The sequence below is a fragment of the Stygiolobus sp. CP850M genome, assembly GCF_037389425.1.
In the GTDB taxonomy this organism is placed as follows: Archaea; Thermoproteota; Thermoprotei_A; order Sulfolobales; family Sulfolobaceae; genus Stygiolobus.
Genome location: NZ_JBBHKR010000047.1, coordinates 1 through 14,737, shown reverse-complemented (window position 1 = coordinate 14,737; position 14,737 = coordinate 1). Strand labels below are relative to the sequence as shown.

Annotated in this window: 13 protein-coding genes and 2 pseudogenes; 4 read left to right on the top strand and 11 right to left on the bottom strand. The window is 41.5% G+C overall.

Going from position 1 to position 14,737, the window contains the following annotated elements; genetic code table 11:
- Nucleotides 1–10: 10 nt before the first annotated feature.
- The 6 genes from WIW89_RS04265 to WIW89_RS04240 all read right to left on the bottom strand — a co-directional run bounded on the left by WIW89_RS04265 (nt 11) and on the right by WIW89_RS04240 (nt 6,759).
- Complete coding sequence (locus WIW89_RS04265) at nt 11–736, bottom strand: creatininase family protein (RefSeq protein WP_337719862.1); 726 nt, start codon at nt 734–736, stop codon at nt 11–13.
- Nucleotides 737–884: 148 nt separating this feature from the next.
- Nucleotides 885–2,084 (bottom strand): ABC transporter permease, encoded by a 1,200-nt coding sequence (locus WIW89_RS04260; RefSeq protein WP_337719861.1) that lies wholly within the window; start codon nt 2,082–2,084, stop codon nt 885–887.
- Nucleotides 2,085–2,093: 9 nt separating this feature from the next.
- Nucleotides 2,094–3,299, bottom strand: coding sequence for an ABC transporter permease (locus tag WIW89_RS04255; protein ID WP_337719860.1), 1,206 nt, complete (start codon nt 3,297–3,299; stop codon nt 2,094–2,096).
- Entirely contained in the window at nt 3,286–5,772 is a 2,487-nt protein-coding gene (locus tag WIW89_RS04250; protein ID WP_337719859.1) for a hypothetical protein, read from the bottom strand. The genes WIW89_RS04255 and WIW89_RS04250 overlap by 14 nt, the downstream gene beginning before the upstream one ends.
- A 9-nt stretch (nt 5,773–5,781) precedes the next feature.
- Nucleotides 5,782–6,465: an ABC transporter ATP-binding protein gene (locus WIW89_RS04245; protein ID WP_337719858.1), complete on the bottom strand. Its 684-nt coding sequence runs from the start codon at nt 6,463–6,465 to the stop codon at nt 5,782–5,784.
- 150 nt (nt 6,466–6,615) lie between these two features.
- Complete coding sequence (locus WIW89_RS04240) at nt 6,616–6,759, bottom strand: hypothetical protein (RefSeq protein ID WP_337719857.1); 144 nt, start codon at nt 6,757–6,759, stop codon at nt 6,616–6,618.
- A 137-nt stretch (nt 6,760–6,896) separates the two neighbouring features.
- Between WIW89_RS04240 and WIW89_RS04235 the strand changes: the two genes are divergently transcribed.
- The 4 genes and pseudogenes from WIW89_RS04235 (at nt 6,897) to WIW89_RS04220 (ending at nt 11,587) form a co-directional block, all read left to right on the top strand.
- Nucleotides 6,897–9,173, top strand: coding sequence for a xanthine dehydrogenase family protein molybdopterin-binding subunit (locus WIW89_RS04235; protein WP_337719856.1), 2,277 nt, complete (start codon nt 6,897–6,899; stop codon nt 9,171–9,173).
- Entirely contained in the window at nt 9,174–10,475 is a 1,302-nt protein-coding gene (locus WIW89_RS04230) for an FAD binding domain-containing protein (RefSeq protein WP_337719855.1), read from the top strand. It abuts the gene before it with no gap.
- The gene (locus tag WIW89_RS04225) at nt 10,456–11,199 is read left to right on the top strand and encodes an enoyl-CoA hydratase/isomerase family protein (RefSeq protein WP_337719854.1); all 744 of its coding nucleotides are present in this window, start codon (nt 10,456–10,458) and stop codon (nt 11,197–11,199) included. The genes WIW89_RS04230 and WIW89_RS04225 overlap by 20 nt, the downstream gene beginning before the upstream one ends.
- 139 nt (nt 11,200–11,338) lie before the next feature.
- Nucleotides 11,339–11,587: pseudogene (locus tag WIW89_RS04220) on the top strand (hypothetical protein).
- A gap of 292 nt (nt 11,588–11,879) precedes the next feature.
- On the opposite strand, the gene WIW89_RS04215 reads toward WIW89_RS04220, so the two are convergent.
- The 5 genes and pseudogenes from WIW89_RS04215 to WIW89_RS04195 form a co-directional block, all read right to left on the bottom strand.
- Nucleotides 11,880–12,197 (bottom strand): hypothetical protein, encoded by a 318-nt coding sequence (locus WIW89_RS04215; RefSeq protein ID WP_337719853.1) that lies wholly within the window; start codon nt 12,195–12,197, stop codon nt 11,880–11,882.
- 41 nt (nt 12,198–12,238) lie between these two features.
- Nucleotides 12,239–13,048 (bottom strand): ABC transporter permease, encoded by an 810-nt coding sequence (locus tag WIW89_RS04210; RefSeq protein WP_337719852.1) that lies wholly within the window; start codon nt 13,046–13,048, stop codon nt 12,239–12,241.
- Entirely contained in the window at nt 13,039–13,956 is a 918-nt protein-coding gene (locus tag WIW89_RS04205) for an ABC transporter ATP-binding protein (protein WP_337708280.1), read from the bottom strand. Before WIW89_RS04205 ends, WIW89_RS04210 begins: the two co-directional genes overlap by 10 nt.
- Nucleotides 13,949–14,332 carry a PadR family transcriptional regulator gene (locus WIW89_RS04200; protein WP_337719850.1) on the bottom strand — a complete coding sequence of 128 codons (384 nt, stop codon included), beginning with the start codon at nt 14,330–14,332 and terminating at the stop codon, nt 13,949–13,951. The genes WIW89_RS04205 and WIW89_RS04200 overlap by 8 nt, the downstream gene beginning before the upstream one ends.
- 150 nt (nt 14,333–14,482) lie before the next feature.
- Nucleotides 14,483–14,737, bottom strand: a pseudogene (locus WIW89_RS04195) (malate dehydrogenase); the annotation flags it as partial.

Below are 14,737 nucleotides of genomic sequence, written 5' to 3'. Positions count from 1 at the left end.
CCTTTTGAATTTAAGCATTGTTACCACAGTTCTTTATTTGCTCAAGGACTTTTCGTACTAAGTCTGAGAGATCTTTAACAGAACTCTCTAGCGACATTCTCCCCTTTTCTTCATCAATCTCCACCCTGCCACCAACGTTAATAATCCCGTATTTGTTTGCCTCGCTGGTGGGTATCATCTTAAATACTCCATCTTTTATAGTGAAGTCGTCTACCTCTTTTAGCTTGTCCTCTCTTACCAGTCGCCTATTAATTGCATATATTCTGGAAGTCTCTACTGAGCCAGCGTGCATGTCTATAATGTTTGGAAAGAGGTCTCTATCTCTCCCCACTATAGAGAATATGTGGAGTTTAAAACAGTTATCATTACTCATATTAACTTCTCTTCTGATTATGTCTAATACGGACTCATTTCCTCCGTGACCATTAACGATTATAAGAGAGGAAATTCCCGCGTTTTTTGAGCTATTAACAATATCTAGTAAGAAGTTTATCATGTTCAAATAACCCACTGAGAGGAAGGGGAACCCGTAATGTTCTTTAGAACAACCGTAATATAAGGTAGGATAGAGAAGTACTTGATCTCTAAATCTCTCTTCAACTTTTTGAGCTATCCATTCAACTACAATTCCATCTGTTCCCATTGGTAAATGGGGCCCGTGTTGTTCTATGCTTCCTAAAGGCATTAGGCCAATCTTACCCTTAATTTCATCTTTAGTGATTTCAATTAATTTCATTTGATCACCTGATAAAACTCTGTGTGTTATAATATAATTTGTTTATGTGACGATACTATTTACTGAACAGTAAATTTTTCCTTGAAGATCAAAATACTAGGTAAACAACAAGCTAGGGGAGTTCGCACGTAATTTGCTATTAAAAAGTCTAAACCTCATATCTTAGTGCTTTTGCTGGTTCTATTTTTGACGCTCTATACGCAGGAATCAGCCCGGCAAAAGTGGAAATGAGAACTATAAATAAGAAAAGGGTTACAGCTTGGGTAATGGTAAATATTGGCTCGGCATGCAAACTATTGAAGAGGGGTGAACTGAGAAGGAAGTCGAGAAAGCCATAAGAACTGAAGTATCCTCCTATGGTTCCTATTCCACCTCCTATTATTCCCATTATTGTTGCCTCTGATAGGAACATTAGCATTACTTGTCTCCTTTCAAATCCCAAAGACATTAAAAGTCCTATTTCCCTAGTCCTCTCCACAACAGAAGTAATCATAGTAGTTAGTACACTTATGAAAGCTACTATAAAAGACGCAGAGCTGACTATAAGTAGTAGTAGGTTAAAGGACACTACTTGTTGGTTTATAAAGGATACTATGTCTTGCGCTGAGTTCACACTTACATAAGAGCCCAAATACTGATGGATCTCTGATACCACTTTACTTACATCTTGTAGTGAGGAAGCTAAAACTATAGCTCCTGAATATTTTGTCCCATATATCTCTTCGCCTATTGAATAAGACATAATCAGTGCTTTGTTAATAATAATAGTCCCTAGATTAATGTCAAAATCGCTCAGCCCTCCCGTCACCAGTAAAGTCTCCGTTTTTTGGCCACCGTTAGGTAATACTACGCTCACAGATATCTCCTGACCTACATGTAGAGATGGTTGGTTAGGAGAAGGAGGATTCTGAAGATCGTAACCTATAGCGACTTGATTATAACTTTGAGCTGAAGGAGCTGTCCCGCTTGAAATGCTAATCCCCGGTAAGACTTTTTGCAAGTCATAGATGTTAACCGACAAAATCGTAGTACTAATCTCTCCTTTGGAAGTATAGATCGTTACGGGTATCGTGTAAAACGGGACTACGTAAACTACCCCATCTAAGTGGGAGAGTTGTGTGATCGTATAAGATGATAAGTAACCGTTGAGGGGGGTAACGAATATCGCCTCAGGAGAAACATCTCTTAGAATAAGGTTTATTGCGGACTGGCTCAACCCTTGAACAGACGCTGTTATAGTAGTAATGATGAGAGGCCCAACTACTATTCCCAAAATAGTCAGGATAGCTCTAGTTTTTCTCTCGAAAAGAGCTCTATAAGCTAACTTGACTATATCTATGCTTTTCATGACCCCACCCTATACCTCATATCTTAATGCTTTTGCTGGTTCTATTTTTGACGCTCTATACGCAGGAATCAACCCAGCAACAGTGGTAATCGCAATAATAGCCAAGAAAATAAATACTAACTGTTCTACTGAGATCGAGGGAACAACGTTAAAGGCTCCACCTCTTCCTTCAAACGAGTTCGACGCAATTGACGCCAATAGGAAGGAACTGAAGTATCCTCCTATGGTTCCTATTCCACCTCCTATTATTCCCATTATTGTTGCCTCTGATAGGAACATTAGCATTACTTGTCTCCTTTCAAATCCCAAAGACATTAAAAGTCCTATTTCCCTAGTCCTCTCCACAACAGAAGTAATCATAGTAGCTAAGACTGTGAAAAACGCTACTACAAACGACGCTACACCTGCAACTACTAGTAGAGCCTCAAAGGAAGAGATTTCTTCATTAACTAGGTTAAGTATTTGCTGACTCGAAGTGACCTGAACGTAATTACCGTACTTTTCTTTAATGATATTTGCCAACCCTTCAACTTCACTCGGAGATGATGCTACTACTATAGCCCCCGCATAATTTGTCCCGCAAATAGACTGTCCGAGAGAGAAAGGGGCATATAATGCTTGGTTAAAGTTAGCCCCTCCGAAAGAAGCTATTTGTGCCAACTGGCCTATGACTACAAATGTCTTACTTATCCTCTCTCCTTCAGGGTTAATCAGGTAAACCACCATAATCTGCCCAGTGTGATAAGTAGGCTGACCAGAATATTGGGGGTTTGCGATATAATAGCCCACGTCTAATTCGTCAAAAGAGTTAGGCGAGGGTAATGAACCGCTTTGAAGCTTTAGACCGGGCATTACTAAATTAATATCGGAGATATCCATTGAGAAAACTACTGTAGCCTCTAGTCCCTTAGGAGTATCTATGTATGCCGGTATGAGATAGTACGGTACAACTGCTTTTACTCCCGGTAAGTGGGAGACCCCATCAATGACATATTGGTTTAAGGTTCCTTGGCTCTTCGGTGCTAAGTATATGTTTAAGGGCGAGAAAAAGTTAGTTAACTGTTGGTTCAGACCTATGTCGAACCCTTGAATCGTAGCCACGAGTGAAACAACTATTAACGGGCCTACCATTATGCCCAGAATTACTAAAATTGCCCTAGTTTTCCTCTCTAACAGCGCGTTAAATGAGAACTTTATAACGTCAAATGTCTTCATTAGCCTTCTTCCTCCTCTTTAGTAATAAGTAAATTATGACCACCACTACTATTACTGAAATCCCGAACAACAATGCACTACCAAACAAGTTGTGAGGTGATGTAGTAGTAGATGTTGTTTGTAACACTGTGATGGGACCGTTGTAAGTGTACGTCATGTTAACGGTCTGGTAAGTAGGTGTCTGGTAGGAAATGACGATATGCGAAGAGTTGGAGGGTAAGGTCACCGATATAGGAAGAGGTGATGCTGTCGGTAATTGACCGATATAAGTGCTTCCTCCGGGGTAGTATATGATAACGTTGTTAGCTTGCGTGTTTCCATCGTTTAGCAAAGTGGCTTGGAAGATGTAAGAACCGTTTACCTCGGTGATTGATGGTTGGATTATTTGGATCGAGATGAGTCCAGTAATCAATAATGACAAGTTTTCGTTATAACTCACGAAACCATCGGGTGTCTGGTATTGTAAGCTTAGTGAAAGCGGTAAAGTTTCTGTAGCCGATATTGGTGAGAACGTGTGGACGGTGATCGTGTAATTGTAGTGGGGAGGTATAGCGTTGATCTCGAACTGGGTCTGGGAAAGCGATAGTAGTTGGGAGTTAGTAAATATCTTTAAAAAGATATTGGTGAGAGTGTAGTTATCACTGTTAAACAGCGTTATAGTTAGATTTTGGCTAACTTGGTAATATAAGGTAGAAGGAGAGATGTAGACGTTGATTCCGTTCTGTGCACTAGTAACTACTAAGGGTAGTGTGAACACTTGCGTGTTCTGTATTCCCGAGTAGTAGTAAGATATTGTAACCTGCACAGGATAAACCCCTGGAGAGAGGTAAGAGGGGACGTAAATGCTGTAAGGTATTGACCCGGTGTAAGAAGGATTAAGTTGGTATATCGTAGCATTCGTAGCTCCTACCACTTGGATATCGCTGAATACTACGTTTACGTGGAGGTCAAATAGGCTCTGGTTAACTAAGTTTCTTATTTCGAGTAATACTTCTGACTGCTGACCCTGAACTACTGTAGATGGGACTAATGACAAGCTAATTAGAGGCTTAGAGTAAACCGGGATTATTATTTTGCTGGAAGAGGCGAATCCACCGTACTCGGAGTAGTAATTGATATTAAAATAAAGGCATACTAATGAAGACGCGTTGTCCGGTACAAGTAAAGAAATGGGGATTTGGACACTTCCATAGGGAGGGATCTCTTGGATCACGTAATAGGGCTGTCCGGTCTCAACAGAATGGGTTGAGATATTCACGGAGTAGACTGGGTAAGGTAAGGGGTTAAACACCGTTAACTCCGCTTGTGAACTGCTCCCAGGATATGGGTATGAGACCCACTCTAAGCTTACTACTTCGGGCCCAGTCCTATTGATTCCCACCTCCACGTAGTCAGGTATGGTGAAGGAATACTGTGTTCCTCCGTAAATATAAGTCCCAGTTATAGTGAACTGGTAGATTCCAGGGGTGGTGCCGTAAGGCACGTAAACGCTTATAGAAATGGGTAAAACCCCCGAAAAAGTTATAGGAGTCGTTACGTTATACCTAACAGTCATTACACTTTGGGAATTTACACTAAAAGACGTAAGTAGTGCACCGGTAGAGTTAAGGTATATAATGAAGGTAGATATTTGTCCAGCTTGTAAGGAGATAGGATCGCTTTTGACAATGAGTGGCTCCTTGGGGAATAGGACTAGGGTTCCGTTATTATATGTTGCCGTGTGGACTCCTCCTAAATCATCGGTAAAAGTTAGTGTGTAATTGACATAGTATGAACCCGGAGATATTTCGGAGGTCACGTTTACATATTGTGTTACACTTACAGCCGAATACGGTTGAACCGCTGGGACTGTAAAGTTTATAATTCTCGATCCAGTCAGGCTGTAAATTCCGTTAGGTAATTCTGCCGAGATGATAACGTTACTTACCACTTTATTGCTAGGGTTTTCTACCGTTACTGTAAGGGGCGATATTCCTTGTCCGGGTGATGTAAATTCACCGTTACCCCATTGAAATATAACCTTAGGATAAATTACTGAGGATATGTAAATAGGTATTTGAGTTGTGGCTTCGAATATACCGCTGTCATATGTGTAGTTTATGGATAAGAACACTTTGTATAAGCCTGAGGAAACGTTGAGAGGTACGTTTACGAAGAACACGATTGTAGATTGCGTCTTATTAGCTGAAAGTATATAACCGTTTATAGGAGTTAAGGTCTGACCAAAAGGTTGATATGTAGTTGACAATAAAGACGCTCCTATAACATCGGCCTTTATCACGACATATAACGGCACGTTAAAGTCCCCCGGAGTTACGTTCTGAGGCTGTACTAAAGAGCCCCATTCTATAGCAACAATAGGCGGAAAATTACCGTAAGGGGCAGAAGATATTGTTCCGTGGTAAACGGTATCAAATGAAGTAGAGAAAAGTATTAGAGTTAAGAGGATTAACATTATTGCTTTTCTATACACTGATCTCACCTAGTCTATTTTCTCTATTTGACCGTCTCTCATGTGAATTTTCCTCTGCCCGTAAGCCGCTATGTCAGGTTCGTGAGTGACGATAATAACCGTGGTACCGAACTCTTTATTCGCTCTTAAGAACGTGTCCATGACAACCTCGCTAGAGGCCGTATCTAGATTTGCGGTAGGTTCGTCGGCAAGAAGTATTTTGGGATTTTGAGCTAATGCTCTGACTATTGCGATTCTCTGTTGTTGTCCACTAGACATTTCGCTAGGCTTTTTCTTAGCAAGGTCTTTCAGACCCAGCCTATCAAGGATATCTAGCGCGATCTTTCTCCTTTCAGAGCTTGGCACTCCTCTTGCGATAAGAGGCAGTTCTATGTTCTCTAATGCAGAAAGTCTGTCTATCAGGTTGTAGTTTTGAAAGACAAAGCCTATGTATTTGTTCCTCACCTTAGCTATTTTCTTATCGGGAAGTTTAGTCACGTCCTTACCGTAAATTAGGACTTCCCCTTCAGTTGGTTTACTCAAAGTACCGATAATTGTGAGGAGTGTTGTTTTACCTGAACCAGAGGGCCCTTGAATGGAAACTATTTCCCTTTCGTATACGGTCAAAGTTACGCCTTTTAATGCAACGACCGGCACTTTTCCGTAATAGACTTTCTTGACGTCGTGTAACTCAACGACTGGAGATAATGGCATATCTGATATTTAATCCCAGACCTTAAATAGATAATTGGAAGTTCAAAAATTCCAACTAAGAATTTTTAAATGTACGAAATTAATTGTTTATAATCACGGTTTGGCTCTAGAATATCTCATTTTTAACATTAAGGGCTTTCAGACGGTCTCCTACGTGTGAGCGAGTACCGGCAAGATCCCAATTAGCGACCCTACAATCCCTATAAGTAGTAATACCTCTACAAGAAATACCACTACACTCCACTTATCGACCTTCTCATCTGATTTAAAGCCCTTTTCTCCTCCTGAGCTCATGATATCAAAGTCCACTCTTTTAGATATTAAGGTTTTATCCTTATTTTTCTCATACTATTTACTCTCCACAGATTTGTACCTCACAAAAGTGAACTACCTTTAATAATTTTATTAAGTTTCAATACAATGTATATTTTATGTATATCGAAGGAGAAAGAGCAGTAAACGGAGAGGGGTTGTATATCAATGACATTCCGGACTTCCCGGGGACTCTCCAAATGGTCATTTTCAGGAGTCCTATAGCTCACGGTATAATCAAGAGAATAGACGTCAAGGATGTCTTCTCCCACGGAGGAATCGCCCTAACTCCGGAAGACCTTTCCAAAGTGATTATAAATCCCTTTCCTAATACTGTCGATAAAAAAATCGAGTATTTCCCCTTTGCGAGGAGGAAGGTGAGGTACGTAGGAGAGCCTTTAGTCCTAGTCCTCGCAAAGGACTACTATAAAGCAATAGACCTACTTGATTACGTTCAAGTAGACTTTGAGGAGTTAACGCCGGTAGTAACTATCGATGATGCACTTAAAGGGAACTCTCTGGTTCACGAGGAGATCGGTACCAACGTTGTGATGGACAAAGTGTTCTCTTTTGGGGATCAGGACGCGTTTTCTAAGGCTGAAGTGGTAATCACACACCCGTTTAAATTCTCACGACATTCGGCATTACCTCTCGAGCCGTACGGAGTCCTCGTTCACTTTGAGGAAGAACTAAGAGTGTGGGCTAACATTCAGGGTCCAATGCTCCAAGCCTATTTTATTACCAAGGCGTTGAACATACCTATAACTAAGCTGAAGATGAAGACCCCTAAGGACATAGGGGGTAGTTTTGGTATTAAATATGAAATTTACCCATATATAACCTTGGCAGCTGCTGCCTCTAAGATCGTGAAAGCACCAGTGAGATGGGCGGAAAGTAGAACCGAACACTTTATCGCGAGTTCCGCTGGATCTGAAAGAAAAGGAGAGGTCGAAATAGCGGCTACTAAAAGCGGAAAGATTCTGGGGATAAGGTATAACTTCGTAGAAGACGTTGGAGCTTACGTAAGACCGCCTGAGCCCGGAGCTCTATTTAGGGTTCAAGGGTGTCTAAACGGTGCTTATGATGTAAAGAACATCTCAGGTTGGTATAGAGTAGTAGTCACTAACAAGAGCCCTACAGGTCTTAATAGAGGCTACGGAGCACCACCATTCTTCTTCGCTCTAGAAACTGCGATCGATCACCTAGCTGACGAATTGGGTATAGACCCGTTAGAATTAAGGATTAAGAACCTTATAACCCGTTTTGATAGAGTTATAGATGGTATAGAGTTTTATGAGACGCCCGGAGGAGGTCTTTACCCGAAACAAGATTACCTAAGGGTTGTTAATGCAATTAGGGAGGAATACGAGAGGTGGAAGGGACAAAAGGATGTAGGAGTAGGTTTAGCTGTCTTTGTTGAACCCTCTGTTACTAACTTAGCCTACGTGGATCTGGCATTAAACAATAGGAGGAATCCGCACTCAGCTTCGGCAGACTACCTCACCTTAAGCTTTAACCCTGACGGGACTCTGTCTGTGTTCGTAAATGGTACGAATGAAGGGCTCGGACACGAGACAACTATAGTTGATATCGTTTGTAAGGAGTTAGGGTTGAAGCCTAATGAAGTGTCAGTGACTAACCAAGTTGACACAGATCAGCCGTGGAACTTGGCTAGTGGTAGTTATTCCAGTAGATTTGCTCCAGTAATCATAAGTGCGTTAATTCTCACTATCGAGGATATGAAGAAAAAGCTAATTACTTTAGCTAAAAAGTACCTAGAGGCTGAAGAAGTAACATTTCAGAACGGGCAATTTGTAGACGTTAAAAACCCGAAGAAGTCCGTAGACGTCAGGAGGTTGGTATCAGCTTATCACTGGAACCCTTCGGCGTTTAACGTTGACTTTCCTCTTGTCTCAACTGGTTATTTTTATTCACCGCTTCTAAAACCGGTCGACGGGGATAGAATTAATTCGGCTCTGGCTTATGGGATAAACGCACACCTCGCTGTAGTCAAGATCATTGACGGTCAAGTTAAGGTGGTCAAATACGTTGTCTCACATGATATAGGCAAAATCCTGGAAAAGGACATTCTGGAGGGTATTATGACGGGGAGTATAATCCACGGGATTAACTTGGCTCTGTACGAGGAGCTGAAATACGACGAGAGGGGGAATCCTTTGGTTACCACTTTTGATTCCTATGAGTCACTCACGTTAGGGGACCTCGTCGATGCTGACATCCAATATATCCACTTCGAAACTCCTTCCCCTTATATTCCTTCTGGTGCGTACGGAGGTGGAGAAGGTCCCATAATGGGTGCCCCAGCTGCTATTGCCAACGCAGTGTCTAGATTGTTAAAGAAAAGGGTAAGTGAGACTCCCATAAGGGTGACCTAAATGTATGTACTTGGAGTCCCTAGGCCTTTCAAATACGTTAGAGTGAAGACCCTGGAGGAAGCCCTAGAGGCTTTAGAAGAAGGGAGACCGTTAGCAGGTGGGCAAAGTCTCATCCCGATGATGAGGCTGGGGATCCCCTTTGACATGTTGGTTGACATCAACGAGTTGGATTTAGATTATGTAAAAAGAGAGGATGGAGTCTATAGAATCGGGGCTTTAACTAGACATAACGAGATAGCTTCGAATCTCCCTCTTCTGAGGAACGTAGCGATCAGTATAGCGGACTTACAAGTGAGGAATAGGGGCACTGTAGGTGGTTCTCTTGTTAACGCAGACCCCTCTGCAAACTATTACCCAGCGTTGCTCGTCTTAGACGCTGAGGTTAAAGTTTTAAGTAAAAGGGGAAGTAGAAAAATCAAAGTTAAAGACTTGTACGAAGATCCCTATACTACCACTTTAAAGGAGGGAGAGTTACTAACTGAGGTCTCCTTTCGTGAGCCCAATAGCTCTAAGCTTTACTTTAAGGCAATAAAGAGAGGAGGTTCTGCGTATCCTATTGCTGTACTCGCCGTATTAAAGAAGAAGGATGGAAAACTCAGAGCTTCGATAGGAGGTGTTTTTCCGAGACCGATAATCCTAGAAGAAAACAGCAAAGAAGAGTTGATAAAAGCGCTGGAGAGTGTTAACGAAGAACCGATGTCAGACCATCATATGAACGGAGAAGGTAGACTAAAGCTAGTCAGAGAATTGATCAACACGTTTGACCAAGGTGACTACGAGTTGAGATTAGTCGAAGAAAGGAAGATAAGCTGGAAGACCGGAGAAGGGATGAGAGTGATTGATGAAGCCAAAATTAAAGTCAGGGTTAACGGGGTGTTGATAGAGGACAGAGTAGAGGGCAGAACTCTATTGGTAGACTTCTTACGTAAAAACGGGTTTACTGAGGTAAAGAAAGGATGCGACGAAGGTAAGTGCGGGGCTTGTACTGTAATTATTAACGGCATTTCTGTGAAATCTTGCTTGTTTTTAGCAGTTCAAGCCGTCAACTTGGATGTGAGGACAGTTAGAGGTCTCGATGTGGAGTGGCTAAAGAATTCGTTTGTAAATAATTACGCGTCTCAATGTGGGTACTGCACGCACGGTTTTCTAATGGCTAGTTACGATTACTTAAAGAACGTAGATCCGAAAGCGGCTAATGAGTCGTTAAAGTACTCTATAAGAAATATTTGTAGGTGTACTGGTTACGTAAATATAATAAGAGCTATTAAAGAGGCGAGCAGGAATGAAGTACAAAGTGGATGAGGACGGTATAGCGTGGATTACGTTAGACAGAGTTGACAGACTAAATTCCTTTGATGAGGAGAGCTGGAAGGAGTTAGGGGACAAGGTTAGAACGGCTAATAACGATAAAAATGTGAAAGTATTGGTCTTAACCGGAGAGGGGAGGGCGTTTTCGGCTGGGGATGATATATTTGCCATGGCTGAACTTAAAGACGCTGATGATGCTAAGAAGTTCTTTGACACCCTTTACTATGCCGTGGAGTCCCTAATCGAGCTTGAGAAGCCCCTCATATGTGCGGTTAACGGGCTAGCTTATGGAGGAGGTTGCGAAATACTGCTGTTCTGTGACGTGGTGGTAGGGAGTAAAGAGTCTAAGTTTTCAATACCTGAGGCAAAGCTGGGTCTAATACCGCCCATGGCCATAAGTGTAGGGCATAAGTACTGGGGGAGGGCTGTAAACAGATTGGCGATCACGGGGGAAGTCATCACTGCTGAAGAGGCAAAACAAATAGGGATTGTTGATTACATAGCGGACGACGTTCTCATGAAGTCGAAGGAAATAGCTAAAGACATTATACTAAACGTAGACTTAGAAGCTGTAAAAGTAATAAAGAAGTGGACTAAGGCTGAAAAGGAGAGAATACAGAGGGCTATAATGGAGTTAGCCCTTCTGTCCACAACCAAGTCTGCGAAGTCCAGAATGGAAGGGTTTAAGGATAGACATAAGAAAGCAAATAAAGGGTGAAATAACGACGGAGAAGAAAAAGACGCTGTTCTTACCGTTCTAATTTTACAAAGAAAGGGGTTAAGGGGGTGGAAAGCCTCGCCAGCTGGGATGGATAGCCCCCTTATATTTAAATACTTCTTTGCCAAAATTTCTCTCAGTGATGCTAATGACGCTCTTCCCCAGCTCGATTGAGGGCTTAATGGGACTGTGGGAGGAGCAACCGTTATCTCCTTCCTTCAAGGGACTAGAGCTCGGCAATGAAAGTCCCCCTTTCAAATGGGAGTGGTTCTCTTAGCCACTCGACTGTCCACCAGATGAGAGATGTAAACCCGAATCAATGGTGGGAACTATGAGCCCTCTAGAAGGGAACCCTCGACCCTTCCAGGGTGGTGAGCTTCCGGTATAAAAACTTTCCTTGAAAATTGAGCATAGTTCACACTACTTACGCCATGGAACCTGCTTTACTTACTAGCGTTAAACTGCTTATTTTAGTACAATTAATTTATCTTACGTCTATTCCTGAACTGGGTGCCTCCAATTACACTCTTATGTTTTATTCGGGCTTTTTGCCCAACTTCCGGTCCGAGTTGGAGGCGGCCAAGCTCCCCGGCAAGCTTTAAGCCCAAGGAGCGTCACGGCCTACACCCCAGTCAGATCTGTATTACCCAGATCTGACTAATATGTTTTATATAAGGAAGTCAGATAGAGTAGAAACCATCTTTCACTTTTCTTTCCATTTCTCCCAATAGTTTAGCGTTTATCCACATCCTACCGAAAGCCCCTATGTTTTCTTCTTCAACCACTACGATAACATTGTTAGGGTCTCCCCTGATTCTTACTATTATCTCCTCTACTTTGTGGTGTATGTGGCCAGCCTTTTTTGTCCCCCTTATGATGTAATCGTTAGGACCGTTTTGCGTTAAGGTAGTTTGCCATCCTTCATCCTTTAATGAGTTTTCAATATCCTGAGCAAACATCTGAATATTTATATTATCGTTTTCGAATACTTTCTGCATCGAGATAAAATCTCCTCCCTTATTATTAAAAATTAGTGGTCTCAGTACTCACTCAACGTCCCTCTATACCTAGCCCTCTTAAAGGCATAAGAGTAAAACGCGATACCTAACGGGATCATAACGAAGGTAAATAATGACAAAGCTATTACGTATTCGCTGACTTGTGATAACGAATAACCCTCGAGCAGGGCATACCTGAGACCTTCAAGAGCCCATGTGAGGGGTATTGCGTAGCTGATGAACTTAACAAAATCTGGTAAGACTGACACGGGAAAAACTACACCGGTCGTCAGTGTGGTAAACGTGGCAAAGAAGAAAGATATCGGGTTCCCTTGTTTCACAATCATCGTAAATCCAGCTGAAATCATTCCGAGACCTAATGAAGAACTAAGTAGTAGAAAAATAATGATTATAGCTGAAATGAGGTTTACGTTATACTTGACACCTAAAATGTATCCTATGAGTAAGATCATGACTGCGTTTACAGTATTTATTGTAAATCCCCATAATGCTGAATAAATTAGAAATGACAGTACTCCTCCAGAAGACAATACGTAATACTCTATCGTACCGTAAAGTTGCTCGTTGCGTAACCTACTACTTAAGGTCGTTATTACTGACGAAATATAACCTTGGAATGCCAGTCCGACTACTACGAACGAAATATATGATTCATCTTTAAAATGCATAGAACTAACTACCTTATCTCCTAAAGAAGTTCCTACAAAGTAATAAGTAAAAACTGGTAAGACCCAAGATAATACGTTCAGCACTAACTGTGTTCTGTAGCTAATCCATATCTTAAAACCCCGTAAGTATATGTAAGCGTAAAGATTATCTATTATTCCCATCTCCTGAACCCACCTCCTCTCCTCCTATTTTTAGGGCTGTCAATCTCCTCATCTGTAAAGTAGACAAACACATCCTCAAGTGTAGGCTCCTCTTCGCCTATTACTTCACCTTTTACCTCTATTCCCTTTTCTGGGATTCTCAGTATAACTTTTCCTTGAACAAAACCGCTTACGTATTTCTCGTAACCTCTTGGTATACTGTCGGTTATAACTACCTTGATCTTCCCTATGCTTGACATGATCTCTTCCCTAGTGCCTTGAGAGACTATTCTACCTCTCTTTAATAAGACTATTTTATCGGCTAGGTCTTCGACCTCTTTCATGTTATGTGAAGTCATTAGTATCGTTTTACCCTCCTTAGAGATCTCCTTAACCAGACTCCTAAAATCCCTTGAACTAACTGGATCCATACCTAGTGTAGGTTCGTCTAACAGAATTACCGGTGGGTCTAATAAGAGTGCTCTCGCTAAAGCCAGTTTCCTTTGCATTCCGGTGCTATATTTCATGTATTGAATGTCGGAAAATTGAGATAAACCAACCAAATTGAGGAGTTCCTTTGCCCTTTTTTTCGCTTCAGAAATCGATAAGCCTTGGACGATCCCGAAGAAGACTAGATTATCAAAGCCCGAAAGCCTGAAGTAGAAAGATCTCTCACTTACCATCATTACACCTATTTCTTTTCTTACTTTCTTTTCCTCTCTGATACTGATCCCGTTTATCCTCGCGTCTCCCTGATCAGGGATAATCAGGGTTGATAAGATCTTTATTAGTGTGGTTTTTCCTGCACCGTTATGACCGACTAACGCCCCTATGCTAGACTTAGGGACTGTAAAGCTCACGTCGTCTAAAGCTCGTATCTCTTTCGATTTGACTGTGAAAGTTTTTGATATGTGTTCTATTTCAATCAAGATTACTTATCGCCTCCTTAAGTCCTTTTTTCAACTTCTCTTTTAGCTCTACGTCAAGTTCATCCTTATTTTCAAGGATAAACCTTAGGTCTGAAAGGATTTCCTCTATCACTGTCTCTAACTGATGCCTGGGACTTAACAACTCTTTCCCTGCCTCAGTGATCTGGTAAAACTTTTGACTACCCTCTACTTTCGCTATAGAGACGTAACCTTCCTCAAGGAGCTTGTCTAGAGCTGGATATATAGCACCCGGAGAAGGCTTCCAAAAACCTTGAGTCATCTTCTCTATCTCCCTCATTATCTGAGCACCAGTCATAGCTCCTTTATTGCTGAGGATAGATAGAATAATGTGTCGTAGCCTTCTCCTTCTTTTCATAGATATCACTTATGATATCGAAATATATAAGTATAAATCAAAGAAAAAACAAAAAGAAACAGAATATAATCACTTAATAATCACTTACAACAACGTGTTAAATTAGAACTAGTTCAGAGGAGAAAAAAGAAAGTTTACGTTAAAGATCTTTTACTGTTTTGCGGTCAAGCTCTGCTCGAGCTGTTTCAAGTTCTCCTTATACACGCTGTAGAAGTCCTTAATAGAAGCCATTAAGTGCCACCTGTCTTTTTCGTCTAATAAGGGCTCCAATGAAGGTCCTATAGTCCTCCCTACAACAACGGGCTCGCTTACGTGAATGATCTCGTCTTCGTATTTGTGCGGGAACGCTATACTCATTACCTTGTTCTCGTTTAAAGCCACAGCCCTTATAATTTCCTCAATGAT

Bases quoted from the DNA above. Each gene is read 5' to 3' on its own strand.
- WIW89_RS04265 (WP_337719862.1), bottom strand. From the start codon at position 736: ATGAAATTAATTGAAATCACTAAAGATGAAATTAAGGGTAAGATTGGC.
- WIW89_RS04260 (WP_337719861.1), bottom strand. From the start codon at position 2,084: ATGAAAAGCATAGATATAGTCAAGTTAGCTTATAGAGCTCTTTTCGAG.
- WIW89_RS04255 (WP_337719860.1), bottom strand. From the start codon at position 3,299: ATGAAGACATTTGACGTTATAAAGTTCTCATTTAACGCGCTGTTAGAG.
- WIW89_RS04245 (WP_337719858.1), bottom strand. From the start codon at position 6,465: ATGCCATTATCTCCAGTCGTTGAGTTACACGACGTCAAGAAAGTCTAT.
- WIW89_RS04240 (WP_337719857.1), bottom strand. From the start codon at position 6,759: ATGAGCTCAGGAGGAGAAAAGGGCTTTAAATCAGATGAGAAGGTCGAT.
- WIW89_RS04235 (WP_337719856.1), top strand. From the start codon at position 6,897: ATGTATATCGAAGGAGAAAGAGCAGTAAACGGAGAGGGGTTGTATATC.
- WIW89_RS04230 (WP_337719855.1), top strand. From the start codon at position 9,174: ATGTATGTACTTGGAGTCCCTAGGCCTTTCAAATACGTTAGAGTGAAG.
- WIW89_RS04225 (WP_337719854.1), top strand. From the start codon at position 10,456: ATGAAGTACAAAGTGGATGAGGACGGTATAGCGTGGATTACGTTAGAC.
- WIW89_RS04215 (WP_337719853.1), bottom strand. From the start codon at position 12,197: ATGCAGAAAGTATTCGAAAACGATAATATAAATATTCAGATGTTTGCT.
- WIW89_RS04210 (WP_337719852.1), bottom strand. From the start codon at position 13,048: ATGGGAATAATAGATAATCTTTACGCTTACATATACTTACGGGGTTTT.
- WIW89_RS04200 (WP_337719850.1), bottom strand. From the start codon at position 14,332: ATGAAAAGAAGGAGAAGGCTACGACACATTATTCTATCTATCCTCAGC.